At 66.5% G+C, this 17,771-nt stretch carries 12 protein-coding genes and 1 pseudogene; 4 read left to right on the plus strand and 9 right to left on the minus strand.

Annotated elements, in window-relative coordinates:
* Positions 1-403, minus strand: a pseudogene (locus AWJ14_RS22625) (tripartite tricarboxylate transporter substrate binding protein); the annotation flags it as partial.
* Positions 404-519: 116 nt separating this feature from the next.
* Between AWJ14_RS22625 and AWJ14_RS00680 the strand changes: the two are divergent.
* From AWJ14_RS00680 to AWJ14_RS00690, 3 genes are read left to right on the plus strand one after another with little or no spacing between them, the layout of a single operon-like run.
* Positions 520-1,206 carry a response regulator gene (locus AWJ14_RS00680; protein WP_066173508.1) on the plus strand — a complete coding sequence of 229 codons (687 nt, stop codon included), beginning with the start codon at positions 520-522 and terminating at the stop codon, positions 1,204-1,206.
* The gene (locus AWJ14_RS00685) at positions 1,203-2,633 is read left to right on the plus strand and encodes a sensor histidine kinase (protein ID WP_066173511.1); all 1,431 of its coding nucleotides are present in this window, start codon (positions 1,203-1,205) and stop codon (positions 2,631-2,633) included. Before AWJ14_RS00680 ends, AWJ14_RS00685 begins: the two co-directional genes overlap by 4 nt.
* Positions 2,630-3,709: an ABC transporter substrate-binding protein gene (locus tag AWJ14_RS00690; RefSeq protein ID WP_066173513.1), complete on the plus strand. Its 1,080-nt coding sequence runs from the start codon at positions 2,630-2,632 to the stop codon at positions 3,707-3,709. The genes AWJ14_RS00685 and AWJ14_RS00690 overlap by 4 nt, the downstream gene beginning before the upstream one ends.
* Positions 3,710-3,767: 58 nt before the next feature.
* On the opposite strand, the gene AWJ14_RS00695 is transcribed toward AWJ14_RS00690, so the two are convergent.
* The 5 genes from AWJ14_RS00695 to AWJ14_RS00715 form a co-directional block, all read right to left on the minus strand.
* A complete protein-coding gene (locus AWJ14_RS00695; protein WP_171904790.1) occupies positions 3,768-5,111 on the minus strand; it encodes a hypothetical protein in 1,344 nt (447 codons plus the stop codon).
* A gap of 229 nt (positions 5,112-5,340) precedes the next feature.
* Positions 5,341-7,524 carry an esterase-like activity of phytase family protein gene (locus AWJ14_RS00700; RefSeq protein ID WP_066173519.1) on the minus strand — a complete coding sequence of 728 codons (2,184 nt, stop codon included), beginning with the start codon at positions 7,522-7,524 and terminating at the stop codon, positions 5,341-5,343.
* A 136-nt stretch (positions 7,525-7,660) separates the two neighbouring features.
* On the minus strand, positions 7,661-9,211 hold the full coding sequence (locus AWJ14_RS00705) for a putative bifunctional diguanylate cyclase/phosphodiesterase (RefSeq protein WP_171904791.1): 1,551 nt from the start codon (positions 9,209-9,211) through the stop codon (positions 7,661-7,663).
* Between the two features lie 291 nt (positions 9,212-9,502).
* Positions 9,503-10,519 carry a glycosyltransferase family 4 protein gene (locus AWJ14_RS00710; protein ID WP_066173522.1) on the minus strand — a complete coding sequence of 339 codons (1,017 nt, stop codon included), beginning with the start codon at positions 10,517-10,519 and terminating at the stop codon, positions 9,503-9,505.
* 120 nt (positions 10,520-10,639) lie between these two features.
* A complete protein-coding gene (locus AWJ14_RS00715; protein ID WP_066173525.1) occupies positions 10,640-12,949 on the minus strand; it encodes a cytochrome P450/oxidoreductase in 2,310 nt (769 codons plus the stop codon).
* A gap of 159 nt (positions 12,950-13,108) precedes the next feature.
* Between AWJ14_RS00715 and AWJ14_RS00720 the strand changes: the two genes are divergently transcribed.
* On the plus strand, positions 13,109-13,783 hold the full coding sequence (locus tag AWJ14_RS00720; protein ID WP_066173529.1) for an IclR family transcriptional regulator: 675 nt from the start codon (positions 13,109-13,111) through the stop codon (positions 13,781-13,783).
* Between the two features lie 4 nt (positions 13,784-13,787).
* Here AWJ14_RS00720 and AWJ14_RS00725 read toward each other — a convergent pair whose 3' ends face one another.
* From AWJ14_RS00725 to AWJ14_RS00735, 3 genes are read right to left on the minus strand one after another with little or no spacing between them, the layout of a single operon-like run.
* Positions 13,788-14,693 (minus strand): NAD(P)-dependent oxidoreductase, encoded by a 906-nt coding sequence (locus AWJ14_RS00725; protein WP_066173533.1) that lies wholly within the window; start codon positions 14,691-14,693, stop codon positions 13,788-13,790.
* Positions 14,694-14,736: 43 nt separating this feature from the next.
* Positions 14,737-16,173, minus strand: a complete 1,437-nt coding sequence (locus AWJ14_RS00730; protein WP_066173536.1) for an aldehyde dehydrogenase family protein — start codon at positions 16,171-16,173, stop codon at positions 14,737-14,739.
* Between the two features lie 11 nt (positions 16,174-16,184).
* Positions 16,185-17,732: a trimethylamine methyltransferase family protein gene (locus tag AWJ14_RS00735; RefSeq protein WP_066174739.1), complete on the minus strand. Its 1,548-nt coding sequence runs from the start codon at positions 17,730-17,732 to the stop codon at positions 16,185-16,187.
* Between the last annotated feature and the right edge of the window lie 39 nt (positions 17,733-17,771).

The following is a 17,771-nucleotide window of genomic DNA, read 5'->3' on the forward strand; positions in this document are numbered from 1 at the left end:
GCGAATCCTTGGCGACCGCGATGATGCCGTAGTCGGCGCCGACGGAGGCGACCCAGCGCACCTGGTCCATGGTGTTGCCCGGGAACGCGCCCTGCGCCAGACGGGTCGAGGTGGCCGAGGACGCCGCGACGATCAGGTTGTTGGCGTCGTTGCGCTTGTTGATGACTTCGGCATAGGCGACGCCGCCGCCGCCGCCGGCCATGTTGGTGACCTGCATGGTGCCGGGGATCAGCTTGAGATCCTGCAGCGTCTTGCCGACCTGGCGGCAGGTGAAGTCCCATCCGCCGCCGGGATTGGCCGGCGCGATGCATTCGGTCGCGCCCGGATCGAAGGCATGGGCCGCGGCCGTGAGCGAAACGACAGCAACAGCGGTCGCGGCGAGCCGCGTGACAAAATTTCTCATGATTTCCTCCACAATGGTCGAGCCGCCTTTCCTCGAAGGCGGAATGACGGCTATGTTAGCGTGCAAAACTGTCAACATGCTGTCAGCCGGGTATTGGGAACTGGGAGGAGGTGCCCATGCATTTTCTGGTCGTCGAGGATACCCTGGACGTCGCCGAAGCCATCACGGAGCGGCTGGCGCGGGCGGGCCATGTCTGCGACCGGGCGGAATCGGTCGCCGATGCCCGCCACTTCGTCTCCGCCTCCGTCTATGACCTGGTGATTCTCGACATCAACCTGCCCGACGGATCGGGTCTCGATTTCCTGCGCTGGCTGAGACAGCGCAAGCATCCGGTGCCTGTGCTGGTTCTCACCGCGCGGCTGGCCGTCGACGACAAGATCGACGCGCTCGATTTCGGCGCCGACGACTACATGGTCAAGCCTTTCGATCTCGGCGAGCTCGAGGCCCGGGTGCGCGCCATCGTCCGCCGCCGCACCGGCGAGGCCGGCGCCAGGCTGTCGGCCGGCAATCTCGATTTCGACATGGCCACCCGCCAGGCCACCGTCGCCGGCCAGCCGCTGCAACTGACCCCGCGCGAGCAGCTGCTTCTGGAGATCTTCCTGATCAACCGCGGCCGCGTGCTCGAGAAGGAAGAGCTGGTGATCCGCCTGTTCGGGCTCGACACCGATGCCGGGCCCAACGCGATCGAACTCTATGTCGGCCGCCTGCGCCGCAAGCTTGCGGGCGCGGGCCTGGAGATCAAGACCCTGCGCGGCCTTGGCTACCAGGCGCTCGCGGCCGGCCCGGAGCCGGTCGCCCCGTGAGCGATGCGCCGTTCGGGCCGCAGGCCTTTCCCTCCCGCTCCATCGCCTGGCGGCTGACGCTGCTGCTGACCCTGCTCCTGACCATTGCCGCGGCCGCCACCTTGGCCGCGGCGCTGAGCTACGGCCAGACCGCCGCCACGCGCGCCTTCGACCGGCTTCTGACCGGCGCCGCGCTGCAGATCGCCGAGCGCATCAGCGTCGAGGACGGGGAAACCGTGGTCGACATTCCGCTCTCGGCCTTCGGCCTGCTCTCGCTCGCCGCCGAGGACCGGATCTTCTACCGCGTGATCGGTCCGGACGGCTCGACGCTGACCGGCGACGAAAGCTTTCCCCTGCCCGACCGCGCCAAGGCCCAGTCGGGATCGGTGCTCTACGACACCACGTTCTCCGGCGAGCCGGTGCGGGCGATCCGGATGCAGCGCTTCCTGGCCGAACGCGCCGTGCGCGGGCCGATCACCGTCGTGGTGGCGCAGACCCTGCGCGCAAGGTCGGAACTCGCCAACGAGATCGTCGCGCGCGCCGTCATCGGCGTTGTGATCGCCGGCGCGCTCACGCTCACGCTGGCCCTGCTTGCCATGTATCTGGCCTTGAGCCCGCTCCGGCGGATCGAACGCGCCATCCTCGCCCGCGATCCGCTGGACCTGACGCCGCTGTCGACCACCACCCCGCGCGAGGTCGAGGCGCTGGTCTCGGCCATCAACCGCTTCATGGCCCGGCTCGACCGGCGCGTGAGCGCCATGCAGGACTTCGTGGCCGATGCCGCGCACCAGATGCGCACGCCGATCACGGCGCTGAGGGCGCAGACGGAACTCGCCATGGAGGAAGAGGATCCGCGCAAGCTGCGGGCGCTGCAACGGCGCATCCGCGACCGGGCGATCGGCGTGAGCCGGCTCACCGACCAGCTCCTGTCGCATGCGCTCGTCACCCACCGCGCCGATGCGGTCACGCTCGAATGGCTGGACCTGAGGCGCGTGGCGGTGGAGGCCGAGCGCGAGGCGCGGCGCACCGGCGGGGCCGAGGCGGTGGCGCTCGACCTGCCCGCCGACCCGGTGATGGTGACCGGCGACGCCTTCAGCCTGCGCGAGGCGGCGCGCAACCTGATCACCAATGCGCTCGCGCACGGCAAGCCGCCGGTCACGCTTGGGGTCAGGGTCACCGCGGCGGAAACGGCCGTGATCGCGGCGCGGGACTGCGGCCCGGGCATGAGCCCGCGCCAGATCGAACGGATCGGCGAGCGTTTTGCCCGCGACGCCTCCAACCCGCAAAGCGCGGGGCTCGGCCTCGCCATCGTCGCCGAGGTCGCCGAGTTCCATCAGGGAGCGGTTCGGGCCGGCGCGGCCGCTGAAGGCGGGTTCGAAGTCGGCATCGAGATGCCGCTCGCACCGGCAGGCCCCGCTGCACCGTCAGACAAGGGAGATGCATCATGACCCGGCTGTCCGCCGTTCTCGCCGCCGCGTCGGTTGCCCTTGCGCTCAATCTCCCCGGGGCCCATGCGGAGGAGACCGTCACCCGGTTCGAGGCGCCGGGCGACGGCGGCGAACTGGTGATCGCGAGCGTCACCGATCTCGATTTCATGCGCCCCCTGATCGCCGCCTTCCAGGAACTCCGCCCGGGCGTGTCGCTCACCTATATCGAGGACACGTCGAACAATCTCGACGCCATCGTCTCGCGCGCCTGCGACGAAGGCCGCTTCCTCGCCGATCTGGTGATCTCCTCGTCGATCGCCCAGCAGGTGCGGCTGGTCAATTCAGGCTGCGCCCGCGAAATCGACAGCCCCGTGCTCGCAACCCTGCCCTCCTGGGCGCAATGGCGGGGCGAACTGATCGGGCTGACCTACGAGCCCGCCGTCATGGTCTACAACAAGGCGGCCCTCGCGAAGGACGGCCCGCCGCACTCGCGTTTCGACCTGATCGACCTGATGCGGCAATCGGGCGAACTCAACACCCGCATCGCCACCTATGACATCGAGGACTCGGGCCTGGGCTATCTGTTCGCATTCCAGGATTCGAGCGAGGCCAGCACCTGGGGACGGCTGATCGAAGGGTTCGGGCGCAACAGCGTTGCCACCTTCTGCTGCAGTTCCGAAATCATCGACCGCGTCGCCGACGGCCGCGCCTATATCGGCTACAACGTGCTCGGCTCTTACGCGCGCTCCCGCGCCGCCCGCGACGACCGCATCGGCGTGGTGCTGCCGACCGACTACACGCTGGTGCTGGCGCGCGCCGGCTACATCCCGCGCGAAGCCCGCAACGCGGAAGCCGCCCGCGCCTTCCTGGAACTGGTGCTGTCGCCGCGCGGGCGCGCAATCCTCGATGGCGACACGCATCTGCTCACCCCACTGAGCGGCCCCGACGCGCTCAACCGCATGACCGACAGCGACGGCGAGGCCCCGGCCTTGCGCCCGATTCCGCTGTCGCCGGCGCTGCTGGTCTCGCTCGACCGCGCCAAGCGCGCCCGCTTCCTCACGCAATGGCGCAAATCGGTAACCCCGCCGACGCCGTGAGACAGTGCATGCCCGAGGGGACGTTCCCGGATAAAGGCAGGCAGCGCGTCCGGGCTCCCTAAAACGCCTCGAGCCTTCCATGCTTCACGTTGATCCGGCTGGTTGCCTCATCGGACTCGACCAGCTCGATCTTCGCTCCGAGCGAGATCAGGTTGTCTTCAAGGCGGCTGTAGGCGTTCCTGAGCAGGTCCAGTCCGGAAACGGTGGTCTCCCCCTCCGCGGCAAGGCCGGCGATGATCAAGCCTGCCGTCGCGCGAGGACAGGTTCCCACGACGCTCGTGCCGACAAGCTCGGGCGTCGGATCGATCCGGGCCGTCTGGTTGTTGATCAGTTCGATCCTCGCTCCCATCCGGCTGAGTTCCGCCGATTGTGCAAGGCGATTGGTCCATACGGTCTCTTCGACGATACTCGCGCCCCTGGCCAGCGCCGCTACAGTGAGGAATGGTCCCTGAGCGTCGGTCGGAAAGCCCGGATAGCGCTCGGTCGTGAAGTCATAGGCCCGCGGCTTGCCATCCGCGATGACGCGAATGCCGGTCTCGCCAAGTTCGATGGTCGCGCCGAAGCCTTCGATGACCGGAACCATCGGCAACATGCGCTTGCCCTCCACACCATCGATGATCACGTCTCCGCCAACCGCCAGCACCGCCGCGGCGAGCGTCGAGGCTTCGAGATAGTCGCCTGGCACGGAAATGCGCGAATGGTAGTCCCGGCCCACGTCGATGCCTTCGCTGCGGACCACCAGGTTGGCAGTCCCCTTGCCCTCGAACTCCACCGGCGCAAAGGTCTCGTACAGCCGGACCAGATCTGCAATGTCCGGATCCTGGGCGATGTTGATGATGGTACTCTCGCCCCGCATCGCAACCGCTGCCCGGAGCATTGCTTCCGATGTCGCCAAACACCGCATCGCGCTTGGCGTGACCAGCTTCCTGCCCTCGAGGCGGGATTTTTCGGGCCAGGACAGCAGCACATGGTTGCCCTTGGGCTCCGTGGTTATGCCGAACTTCGACAGCGCCCGGCTCACCGGCGTGAAGGAGCGCCGGCCATAGGGACTGTAGCCCGGCAGCGACATGCGGAACTGTTCCCCATGCGTCACCATCGGAACCGCCATTCTGGAAAAATGACGCATTTGCGGTATGGCGGCATCAAACACCGGATTGAGCGTATCGATGCGATCGGCACGCAATTCGATCGAGCCGGAGCGCACCTGACTCTCCGTATTGCAGGCTGTCAGGACCTCGACAGCATAGTCTGTCTGCGAATTGGTCGCGGGATTTTCGATGGAAAGGCTACCGCATGCGAGATGCGGAAAGGTAAGGATGCTCTTCAATGTCGCATTCTTGCAGCCTCCCACCGTTACTCTTCCGGAAAGCGGCCCGCTTTTATAGACGCGAAAAGACTTCATGCCCTGCACCTCCTCATTCTGTCTTTGAATCCGAGAAAACAACTTCATCTATGCTTGCTCGCAATTCATATCACAGCTTCTGAATTTGTCATTGACAGACCGGTGCGACGAAGCGGCTCACCTCGCCGGTTCCGATACGAAAGGGCGAATGTGGTCGAGGAACCGCCCCCCAGAAAAGCAAAGGCCGGGCGGATCGCTCCGCCCGGCCATCTCGTTTCAGGCAAAAGCCTCAGTTGGAGGCGGCGGCCAGTCCGTCGATGGTGAAGAACAGTGTCTCGCCGGAGCTGTCGTCGACGCCGTCATTGTCGGTGACGACATAGGCCTTGCCGTCGGCGTCGATCGCCAGGCCCTCGACCTTGTCGACGACATAGCCGTTCAGCGCCTTGAGCTCGGGCAGCAGGTCGCGCACCTCTTCCTTGGCGACCAGCGGCAGCTCGCCGCCAAGCGGCGCGGGCGTGAGCTCGCTCATCGCCACGCGGTAGATCTTCTTGATCGCGGCCTTGTCGCCGATCTGGTTGTCGCGCTCGATGATATAGGCATAACCGTCATGCAGCTCGATGTCGGAGAGCCCGACCCAGCCCTTGTCGGCGGGCGCATCGAGCGGATAGCGCACGGCCCCCCATTCCTCGGTCTTGGTGTTGTAGGAGACCAGCTTCACCTCGCTCTTGGCGTCGTCCTTCCAGGGCCGCTGCACCGGCATCCACAGCACGTCGCCGTCGCGGGCAATACCCTCGAAGCCGAAGCGGGTCTCGTTGGCGAGCAGCTCTTCCGGCAGCGCGATCTCCTTCTTGATCACGCCCTTCGCGTTCACATGGTAAAGCGCGTGCGGCACCAGCTTGGCGCTGTTGCCTTCGGACGCCAGCCAGAAGCCGCCCTCGCCGTCGGTGGTCACGCCTTCGATATCGAGCTTCTGGGCCGGCGCCCCGCCGCGGGTGATGTCGAGCGCGGCGGTGATGCGGGCCGGCGTCTGGGTTGCATCGATGGTGAAGATCTGCGGCTGGAAACCATAGAAACTGTCATTGATGGCGTAGAGCTTGCCCTTGGTTTCGGGATCGGCGGCAAGCCCGGAAAGCGCGCCCCAGCCGATCAGCTGGTCGGCACCGGCCGAGGTGATCTGCGGATAGGCGGCCGGGCCTTCGCCAAGTTCGTAGATCATCACATGGCTGCGCACGCCGCCATCCTCGATCAGGTCGGCCTCGTTGGCGGTGACGAGCAGGTTGCGCGAGGGAATGGCGACGACGCCTTCCGGCGCAATCCCCGACGGCAGGATCTGCCTGAGCACCGGATTGGCAAGGTCGCTGACATCATAGACGCCGATGACGGAAGCGCGCTCGGCACCGACAAAGACGTAGGGAACGCCGTTGAAGCGCGCCACTTCGATCGATTCGGGCTCCACACCCTTGGCGTCCGAACGCTTGTCCGGATAGTGGCCGGTCTCGATCACGGCATGTTCGAACGACATGCCCGACTCGTAGACCACCGTTCCGTCCTTGTTGAAGATGGTCCAGCCGCGCGAGCCGCCTTCGTAGTCGCCCTCGTTGGCGATGGCGAAATGATCGGTGTCGATCCAGCCCACCGCGTCGGGTTCGCGCTTGCGATCGGCCTGGGTCTCGGTGAAGCGCAGCGCGCCGCGTTCGTCGGTCAGGTCGACATTCTCGAGCGTCACGGCGCCGGCGGAGAAATGCGACAGCACCTTGCCGTCCCGGTCGAGCACGACGAGATGGTTGTTCTCCTGCAGCGTGACCACGGTCTCGCCCAGGTCGTTGATGTCGACGAATTCCGGCTCGGGATCTTCCGGCGCGATCTCGGCCAGGCCGGTAACATCGGCAAAGCGGAGGCTCGCGCAATCGGCAGCGCCGTCCTTCAGGTCGATCAGCGCCACCCGGCCCGCCGGCATCTGCGGCAAGACGCCGTCATTGAGATCCTCGTCGCGCTCGTTCTCGATGGCGATCGCCAGGAACGAGCCGTCCTTGGCCCGGGCGATGGAATCGGGCTGGCCGCCCAGATCGCATTCCGCCGTCACGCTCTTGCCGTCGAGGTCCACGCTCACCAGCTTGCCGCCGACATTGACATAGTCCTTCGAGGTGTTGACTGCGACGAAGGCGCTGCCGCCGACGATGGTGACCGAGGTCGGCTCGCCGCCCATGTCGATATTGCCGAGCGGCTTGGGGGCCGCGGGATCGGCGATGTCGATCATGCCGATCACGCCGAGCGGGCTGTCGGTGTAGACGAGCCGCATGCCGTCTTCGCTGGCGGCGATGATTTCCGACGAGGTTTCGCGGTTCTGGTCTTCGCCGGCCGCCATGTTGAGCGGCGTGGCGAAGGAGGCGATGCGGTTGAAATTCATCTCCGCAGCGCTGGCCGAGGCGGCAATCAGCGCAAGGACCGAGGTGAAGCTGAGCAGTCGTGACATGGGATGGTCTCCGGGGGTTGATCCCGGGTGATGTGCCACGGCCATGATTGCAGCATCATGACAGTGTCATGACGGATTTGTGAAACGAGGCCCGTGCGGGACAGGGGCGCGGATTGTGCCGCCGGACGTTCCCGCCCTAGCCGATCAAGCGGCCGGCAGCACCGCACGCCCCTGCCCTGTCGATCTCCTCGACGAAGGCCGGCTTGGCGAAATAGTAGCCCTGGAACCGGTGGCATCCGGCGGCGCCGGCCCTGAGCCGGTCGTCTTCGGTCTCGATGCCTTCGGCCACGACCACCTTGCCCAGGCGACGTGCGATTTCCACCACCGCATTGACGAAGACATCGGTGACCATGTCGGTGCCGAGCGCGCAGATATAGCTCTTGTCGATCTTGATGACGTCGAACGGCAGCGCCCGCAACTGGTTGAACTCGGAATAGCCCATGCCGAAATCGTCGAGCGCGATGCGGAAGCCGCGGTTCTGGATCGCGCGCAGGTGCCCGGCGACCACCTCATTGGCAGCGAGCGATGCGCTTTCGGTGATCTCGATGACGATCCGCGACGGATCGGTCCCGGTTTCATCGAGGATCTCGAGCATGCGGTCGAGCAGGTCGGGCAACGCGATCTGGCTGGCCGAGAGATTGATGTTGACCGGCACCGGCTGCAGCCGCGACATCTCGGTGCAGACCTGGCGCAGCACGTAATAGCCGACATCGGCGATCAGGCCCGCGCGTTCGGCGACCGGGATGAACACATCCGGCGAAATGTAGCCGCGCAAGGCGTGCGGCCAGCGCAGCAGCGCCTCATAGGCCATCAGTTCGCCGTTGCTGCCGAGGATGGGCTGATAGGCGACGCGCAGGTGCTGGAGCAGCAGCGCCGCACGCAATTCCCGCACCAGCGCCTTTTCATTGCGCATGTCGCTCATCATGTCTTCGTCGAAAAGCGTCGAGCAGGCGCGGCCGCGCCGCTTGGAGGCGTACAGCGCCATGTCGGCATTGGCGACCAGCGCACTCCAGGTCTTGCCGTGAACCGGCGCAAGCGCAATGCCGATGGAAGCGGACACGGAGAGCCGGCACGAGGTGACGGCGACCCCTTTCTTGAGCCCGTCGAGGAACTGGCCGCAGCACCTGTGCAGGAAGCCGGGCGTGATCGGATCGGTGTGCTCGATCAGGACGCAGAACTCGTCCCCGCCCAGGCGCCCGACGCGGGCATCGCGGAAATGCTGCCGCAGCTGGTTGGCGAAAAACACCAGCACCTCGTCGCCGGTCAGATGCCCATAGGTGTCGTTAACCTGCTTGAAATGATCGATATCCACCAGCAGCAGCGCCACCTGGCCGCTCGCCGCCCGCTTGCCGAGCACGGTCTGCGCTTCGGACAGGAAGGTTTCCCGGTTCACCACCCCGGTCAGCAGATCGCGCTCCGACTGGACCAGAACCAGGCGATGCCTCTTCCTGAGCGATTTGACCTGGTAGCGCAGCGCCAGCACCGCGACGCCAAGCGCGATGATGCAAAGCGCCGCAATCGCGATCACGACATGCTCGGTGCGCATGCCGTGCACCCCGGCTCCCGACCTCACCGCGCTCGAGACGAATTCCGTGAGGATCAGAAGCGACGAAAGAACCAGTAGGATCGCCGTGAATTTGAATTCCACGCCAAAGCGAGACAGGGTTCCTTGCGTTTGATCAGGCATAATCCGTTCCATCACTTGCTAATCAAAACAGTGAAAAAAATCTGTTTCGGGGGAAATCGGCCCCGGCATACTTGGAAAAATCCGCGCTGTGGCGGCGGGGGCTGCCCTGAAAACGGTCCGGCCAGGGTCCGAACGGGGCGCAGCATCATGCTGTCACGCAGGATGTCGGAAGGGTATTAATGTTGAATGAATAAGCCCTTGCAATCGCTCGGAAACTTGTCCGCGCAACATCTGATTGCAAACGCGCCGGGGACATGGCGCCCGGCGAGTGCCGGCGGGCCGCCGGGCGATTCAGCGGCCCGGATGCGGGGCGTAGCTTGCCACCACGGCATCCATGAACTGTTGCGCGCAGGCCGGCCAGGAGAAGGCGAGCGACCGGGCGCGGGCGACACCTTCCGGAATCGCAAGACAGGCAAGCGCCGCCCGGGCCAGATCCTCGTCGAGCACGCCCGCGCCGCTGTCGCCGATGATGTCGAGAGGCCCGCTTACCGGATAGGCCGCCACCGGCACGTCGGAGGCCAGCGCTTCGAGCAAGACCATGCCGAAGGTGTCGGTGCGCGAGGGAAAGACGAACACATCGCCCATGGCATAGAGTGCCGCCAGTTCCGCCCCCGACTTCGCACCGGTAAAGGTGACATCGGGATAGCGGCGCCTCAGATCGGCAAGCTGCGGCCCGTCGCCCACCACCAGCTTGCTGCCCGGCAGGTCGAGGGCGAGGAACGCCTCGATGTTCTTCTCGACCGCGATCCGCCCGACATGGAGGAACACCGGGCGGGGCAGATCGAGCGGGGCCGGATGGTCCGGACGGAACAGGTCGGTATCCACGCCGCGCGACCAGATTTCGAGATTGTAAAAGCCCTTGGCTTCGAGTTCGCGGCGCAGGCTGTCGGTCGCGACCAGGCAGCAGCGGCCGGCATTGTGAAACCGGCGCATGAAGGCATAGAGCCAGCTTTCGGGCACCGGATAGCGCGCCGAGACATATTCGGGAAAGCGGGTGTGGTAGCTCGTGGTGAAGCCGTTGCGCTTGAGCGCCGCACGGCGGGCGAGCAAGCCGAGCGGACCCTCGGTGGCGATCTGGATGTAATCGGGATCGGACTGTTCGATGCGGCGCGAGACTGCCCGGGGCGTGGCGAGCGCCAGCCGGATCTCCGGATAGCCCGGCAGCGGCACGGTGCGGAATTCGGCGGGCGAGAGAATGTCGACCTCAACGCCGAGCGGCCCGAGATGCTCCACCAGGTTTTCGATCGACCGCACCACGCCGTTGATCTGCGGGCGCCAGGCATCGGTCACGATAAGCAGTTTGGGCATGGACCGGGTCCGTGTTCGGCAAGCGCCTGCTTGCGTCTGGCATCCCTGATAGCGGCGGCGGGCTATCCGATCAACTGCCGCGTCTTCCGCCCGGCGGTCCCTGCCTCAGCCCGGACCGGGTCAGAGCGCGAGACGCAGCTTCTTGCCGGCAGCACGCGAGCAACAGGCCATCATGCGCTTGCCCTCAGCCCGTTCGGCCGCCGACAGCACCTTGTCGCGATGGTCGATAGCGCCGTCGAGCACGCCGACCTCGCAGCTGCCGCAGAGCCCCTCCTCGCAATCGCTCGGCACGTCGATGCCGGCCGCACGGACGGTTTCGAGCAGCGTGCGCCCGGCGGGCACGGTGAGCGTGAGCTCGGAGTCGGCAAGATCCACTTCGAAGGCCGTGTCGTCCGCATGGACCATGCCGTCGAGCCCGGTGGTGAAGGCCTCGCATTTATAGCTGCCCTCCGGCAGGTCCCCGCACAAGAGCCCGAGTTGGTCGAGCAGCCGCTCCGGACCGCAGGCATGGATGCGCGTGTCCGGGCTCCAGCCCTTGACGATGGTCTCAAGATCGGCCCGGCCTCCCTCGGACGACACATGTAGCACCGTGTGCGCGCCATGGTCGCGCGCGACACGATCGAGAAAGGCCATGGTCTCGCGGGCCCGGCCGCAATAGTGAAGCACATAGTCGCGGCCGAGCGCCTTCAACCGGTCGGCCATCGCCAGGATCGGCGTGATGCCGATGCCGCCGGCAATCAGGATATGGCGGGGCGCCTGCTCCTCAAGCCGGAAATAATTCTTCGGCCCGCGGATGCGCACCATCGTGCCCGGCTTGAGAGTCTCGTGAATGAAGCGCGAGCCGCCGCGGCCGTCTTGCTCGCGCAAGACCGCAATCGTGTAGCCGGGATCGGAGGGCGACCCGCACAGGGAGTACTTGCGGGAGAAATCGCCCACGAGAAGATCGATATGCGCGCCCGGTGTCCAGGCCGGCAGCGGCAGCCCGTCGGGATCCTCGAGCCGGATCAGCTTCACCCCGCGCGCGGCGTCGCCGATCTCGGCGACACGCATGCTGCGCGCGATCTCCTTGCTCGACGGCGCGCCGACGGGGAACGACACGGTCCGCCCGGCAAGCGCCGGATCGCTCCGCTCCGGGTTCTGCGCCGGGTCCCATTCGACCAGCAGCCGCTGCGGCCCGCGGAAGGCGAGATTGGGGAGATAGGTGAACGTCTGCCCCTCGACCAGCCGCATATGCGGCAGCCGGCGGGAGAGTTCCTCGATGAAAATGCGCATTTCCAGCCGCGCGAAATTCTTGCCCATGCACTGGTGGCTGCCATAGCCGAAAGTGAGGTGCTCGACCGCGCTGTCGCGGTAGATGTCGAACAGGTCGCCGTTCTCGAAATGGCGCGGATCGTGATTGGCCGAAGCGCTGACGATCAGCAGCTTCGCGTCCTTGGGGATCACCACACCGGCGATTTCGGTGTCGCGCGTGGCCTTGCGCCGCCAGGCCATCTGCGAGCCTTCGAGCCTGAGGCATTCCTCGACCGCATTGGGGATCAGCGCCGGGTCCTTGCAGATCCGCTCCCAGACCAGCGGATTGGAGAGAAGCAGCTTGACCGCGTTGGCGCTCGCGAGCGACGTGGTCTCGTGGCCGGCGACGATGATCGCCATCATCATCGAATGCAGGTAGGAGTCGGTCACGACTTCGGGCATCTCGGCATTCTTGCGGATGGCAAAATGCATCCAGCCCTCGCCGTCGGGTTCGGCGCGCATCTTGTCGAGCACGCGGCCGGCATATTGCCAGAACCGGCCGACCGCATCGGCGACTTTCAACTGCTGTTCCGGCGACGGCCGCCCCCAGGTGTTGACCGTGTGCGCGACCGAAAATTCCTTGAGCGCGTCCATGTCCTCCTTGGGCACGCCGAGGAAGTGCAGCGCCACCGTGAGCGGGATCTCCCACAGCATCGCCTCGACCAGATCGACCCGGCCGCTGTCGACGAAGGCATCGACCTTCTCGCGGGTGAGCCTGCGGATCATGTCTTCCTTGGCCGCGAGGTTTTCCGGCAGGAAATGCGCCATCAAAGCACGCCGCCGCTCCATATGCGCGGGCTCGTCCTCGTTCACCAGCGTGCGGTTCATGGCGTAGTCGTAGCGCTTGAGCGTCGCCATCGCCTCCTCGCTCGGCGGCACCACGCGTTCGAGCGCGATCGAGGGCGAGAAGGTGACGTTGTCGCGGAAGACCGCCTTCACGTCCTCGTAGCGGGTGACGACCCAGTAGCCGAGCTCGGGGCTGAAAAACACCGGCTCCTCGTTGCGCGACCATTCGAGCGCCGCGGCGGGATCGGCGAGGAAGCTTTCGGCAAAAGGATCGAAGCTTGCTGCGCGCGGCGAGACCGGACAGCCCCCGCCTCGCCCATGGACCGGACAGCCGGTGCCGGATTGCTCTGTCATCGACGTCACTCCTCTTCGACCCGAAGCGCCGCATGTCCGCATTGGACGCGCAAGGGGCGCTCTCTCCCAAAACGCCATTTACCAATATCGCACACTGTGTTCTATATTTGTAATGGCCTCGCCGAGCGGGGTCAATCGCGCAGTGAACGGAGACGACTTTTGAGCAGCTTGCAAACCCTGTCGCGCGGCCTTCATGTCCTCGACATCATCTCCCGCGCCCCTTCCGGCCTCGCCATCGCCGAGATCGCCCGCGAGCTCGGCGTGCACCGGGCGATCGCCTACCGGCTGGTGGCGACGCTGGAAGAGCACCTGATGGTCGCGCGCGACGCTGACGGCCGCATCCGGCTCGGCGCCGGCGTGGTGGCCCTTGGCGGCAACTACCGGCCGCAGCTGCGCGCCGCCTGCCGTCCGGTGCTGCGCGCACTCGCGCATGACACCGCCGCCACCGCCTTCCTGTGCATCGCCGAGGGCGAGGATTGCGTGGTCGTCGAGGTTGCGGAACCCGACCAGCCCATGCTGAAAGTGAGCTACCGCGTCGGCTCCCGGCATCCGGTCTCGCGCGGAGCCGCCGGCCTCGCCATCGCCATGCAGCGCCCACCCGCGAAGGACGAACCGGCCGACCTCGCAGAGGCGCGGCGCGACGGCTTCGCCGTTACCAAGGGCCAGTTGCAGGAGGGTGCGATCGGCGTTGCCGCTCCGCTTGCCCGGTCCGGCGAACGCGTCGCAGGCGCGGAAGCCTGCATCGGCGTGGTTGCCATGCACGCGCTCGACACCGACAAGGCCACGGCGGCGCTTCTCCGCCACCGCGACCGGCTGATCGCCGCGATCGACTGATCGGCTATTCGAGCCGCGCCGGGAAACCGTCAGCGCGCAGATCCGTGCCGAGCGCATCTTCCAGCAGCTTGACGATCTGGGTCGATTGCGCGGCCCCGCCATAGGCCGCCTTGCCGCGCACGAAGGTCTGGTTGGTGAGCCCCGCGAGATCGAGCGGGACGCCAAATTCGCGGCCGAACCGCATCGCGAACCCGAGATCCTTGAGCGCCAGGTCCATGGTGAAGGCGACATCATAGCTGCCGTTCAGGATCAGTTGCCCTTCGGTCTCGTGCACGAAGCTGGAACCGGAACTGGCGGTGATGGCCTCCCAGGCGGTCTTCAGGTCAAGCCCGCCGCGCTTGGCCAGCATCAAGGCCTCGCCATCGGCGACGAGATGGATGAAGGCCAGCATGTTGGTGATCACCTTGATGATCGAGGCGGAGCCGAGCGGCCCCATGTGGAAGATCTTGTCGCCCATGGCGGCAAGTGCCGGGCGGTGCGTCTCGAACAGCTTGGCCTCCCCGCCGGCGAGCACGGTGATCTTGCCCTGCGCGGCCAGATGCACGCCGCCGGTCACCGGCGCCTCCATGGTCTCGACACCCTTGGCCGCCGCGATGGCCGCAAGCCTGAGAATGTCGTCGCGCCCGAGCGTCGACATTTCGATCCAGCCCGTGCCCGGCCGGGCGGTTTCGAGCATCTGCCTGAGAACTTTCTCCGAAACCGCCGGCGACGGCAGGCAGGTGACGATGGCATCGCAGTCGAGCGCGAGATCTGCCGGCGTGTCCGCCCAGCGGCAGGCCTTGCCCATGGCGAGATGACGCTTTCCGAGCGCCGGATCGAGATCGGTGACCGTGACGTCAAAGCCCTCGCGCAAGAGGCTTGCGGCCAGATGCCCGCCGAGATTGCCGAGACCGATGAACCCGTAGCGCATGCACCCCTCCCAGTTTGTCCGTTCGCCGTGAAGGTCCCGAGGCTCAGCCGTGGCCGATCAGCGCCTTGGTTTCGAGATAGTCGCGCAGACCCCAATCGGCATATTCGCGGCCGTTGCCCGACTGCTTGTAGCCGCCGAACGGCGCAAACAGGTCCCAGTCGGGATAGTTGATGCTGACCTGGCCCGCCCGCAATTGCCGGGCGACGGCGCGGGCGCGGTCGAGATTGCCCGACTGCACATAGGCGGCGAGCCCGTAGACCGTGTCGTTGGCGATCCGCACCGCGTCTTCTTCGCTGTCATAGGGCATGATCGAGAGCACCGGGCCGAAGATCTCCTCGCGCGCGATGCGCATCTCCGGGGTCACGCCGCCGAACACGGTGGGTTTGATGAAATAGCCGCGCGTGAGCCCTTCCGGCCGGTCGTGGCCGCCGGTCACCAGTCTGGCGCCGTCCTGGATGCCCGAGGCGATCAGGCCCTGGATCTTGTCATACTGCACCTGGCTGATCACAGGGCCGAGAGTGGTGGCGGGATCGTGCGGATCGCCGGTCACCATCGCCTCCGCCGTGCGCTTGGCGATGGCGAGCGCTTCGTCGTGGCGGCCGCGCGGCACCAGCATGCGCGTCGGCGCATCGCAGGACTGGCCGGAATTGCCGAAGCAGCCCGTGACGCCCGCGCTGACGGCGGCTTCGAGATCGGCGTCGTCGAGGATGATGTTGGGGGATTTGCCGCCGAGTTCCTGGGCCACGCGCTTGACCGTGTCGGCGGCAGATTTGGCGACCAGCACGCCCGCCCGGGTGGAGCCGGTGAAGGAGACGATGTCGATCTCCGGATGGCTTGAGAGCACCTGGCCCACCCCCGGCCCGTCGCCATTGACGAGGTTGAACACGCCGGCCGGCACGCCGGCCTCGTGCATGATCTCGGCAAAGACGATGCCGCTCAAGGGCGCGATCTCGCTCGGCTTCAGAACCATCGTGCAGCCCGCGGCGATCGCCGGCGCCACCTTGGAGGCGATCTGGTTCATCGGCCAGTTCCAGGGCGTGATCAGCCCGGCCACGCCGATCGCTTCATGGACGATCAGGGTCGAGCCGCGCTTTTCCTCGAACTCGAAATTTTCGAGCGCCGTGACCGTGGCTTCGAGATGGCCGAGCCCGGAGCCGGCCTGATCGGAAAGCGCGAAGGCTTCCGGCGCCCCCATCTCGGTGGTGATCGCCGCGGCAATGTCGGTCATGCGCGATTTGTAGACGTCGCGGATGCGCCTGAGCAGCGCGAGCCGGTCGCCGACGCTGGCGGCGCTGAACCCTGCAAAGGCCGCGCGCGCGGCGAAAATCGCCTTCTCGGCGTCCTCGCGGGTGCCGATCGCCACCTGGGCGACGCTCTCTTCGGTCGCGGGGTCGATCACGTCGAGAAGGGAGGCGCCCTCAGAGGGCTTCACCCATTCGCCGTTGATGTAGAACCGGTCGAGATTGGCGTAGGCGGCCATGGCGTTTCCCCTCATGCGTAGATGTTGTAGGCCTTCCGGATCGCGGCGTCGGTGGCCGGATCGAACAGCGGCCGGGTGGACTCGGCCAGGATCCTGTTCTTACGCGCAATCGCCTTCTGCACCAAATCCGGCTTGCCGATCTCGGCCCATTCCTTGGGGCTCGTCCGGTCGGCGACCGCCGGGTAGACATACTCCGTCTGCATCACGCCGAGCGTCTGCGGATGGCCGAGATAGTGCCCCGGACCGTCGAGGCAGACCGATTTCATCGCCTCAAGGCTCACGCTGTCCTCGGTCACGTCGATGCCGCGCACGCAGCGCAGCACCTGGCCCAGCAGGTCGTCGCCGAGCACCAGCGATTCCAGGCAGAAGCCCAGGAGCGAGGCGTGCATGCCGACCGCCTCATAGACCATGTTGAGGCCGGCAAGCCCGGCCATGGTGTTGGAGATCGCCTGCTCCCAGCCGGCCTGCATGTCGGGCAGTTTGGAATCGGCGATCCCGGCGGCCGCCCCGCCGGGCAGGCCGTAGAAGCGGTGCATCTGCGCGCAGCCCGCCGTCAAGAGCGCCTGCTCGCCCGAGCCGCCCGACATCGCCCCCGAGCGGAGGTCGGAGACGAAGGGCCAGGTGCCGAAGATCGCCGGATGCCCCGGCGCCATGGCGTTGACATAGACCACGCCCGCCAGGCACTCGGCCACCGCCTGCACGATGGCGGTTGCGAGCGGTGCCGGCGCGGTGGCGCCCGCCTGGCCCGCCGACAGGAGCAGCACCGGCATGCCCGCGCGGATGCATTTCTCCATGGTGATGCAGCTCTCTTCGGCGAACTTCATCGGCGGCACCACGAAGCAGTTCGAATTCGACACGAACGGCCGCGCGCGCCAGGTTTCCTCGCCGCCAGCGATCATGTGAATGAGATCCATGCAGCCCTCGACATGGGAGGGATCGGAGAAGCTGGTGCCCACATGCTTGGTGGTGCCGGCGCAGCAGGCATAGATGGTGTTGATGTCCATCTCGAAATTGTCGGTCACGTCACGGCAGACCATGGCGCGCTGGAAGAAATGCACATTGTCGAGCGCATGGGCGATGCGCGCCGCATCATAGAGGTCGCGCGCGGTGGAATCGCGGTAGGTCCGGGTCTCGACATCGACCACATGCACCGCCGCCCCCGCGGTGCCGTAATGCACCCGCGTGCCCGACAGTTGCAGGTCATATTTCGGATCGCGCGCGCAGAGCGTGATGTCGCGTGCGGCGAGCGCCAGCATGTCCTCGACCAGCGCGCGCGGGAACCTGAGCCGCCCGTCGTCGCCGAGAATGGCGCCGGCGCGGGTCATGATCTCGATCCCCGACTGCGGCGCCTGCGACAGCCCGATGACCTCGAGCGCGTCGAGCGCCGCCTGGTGGATCCTCAAAACGTTGTCCTGGCTCAGCGGCGCATACTGCCCGCCACTCATGCCGGCGCGGATCGGCCTGAGATTGTCGGCGAGCGGCGCGGTGCGCACCGCCACCCGGTTGGCGCGGCCGCCCGAGCGGCGGCTCTGGCGCTCCGGGGCCGGCGCTTCGGCCATGAGATCTGCGACGGGGTCGGGTGCGGTATCAGGGGCGGT

The sequence above is a fragment of the Parahoeflea olei genome, assembly GCF_001703635.1.
GTDB lineage: Bacteria > Pseudomonadota > Alphaproteobacteria > Rhizobiales > Rhizobiaceae > Hoeflea > Hoeflea olei.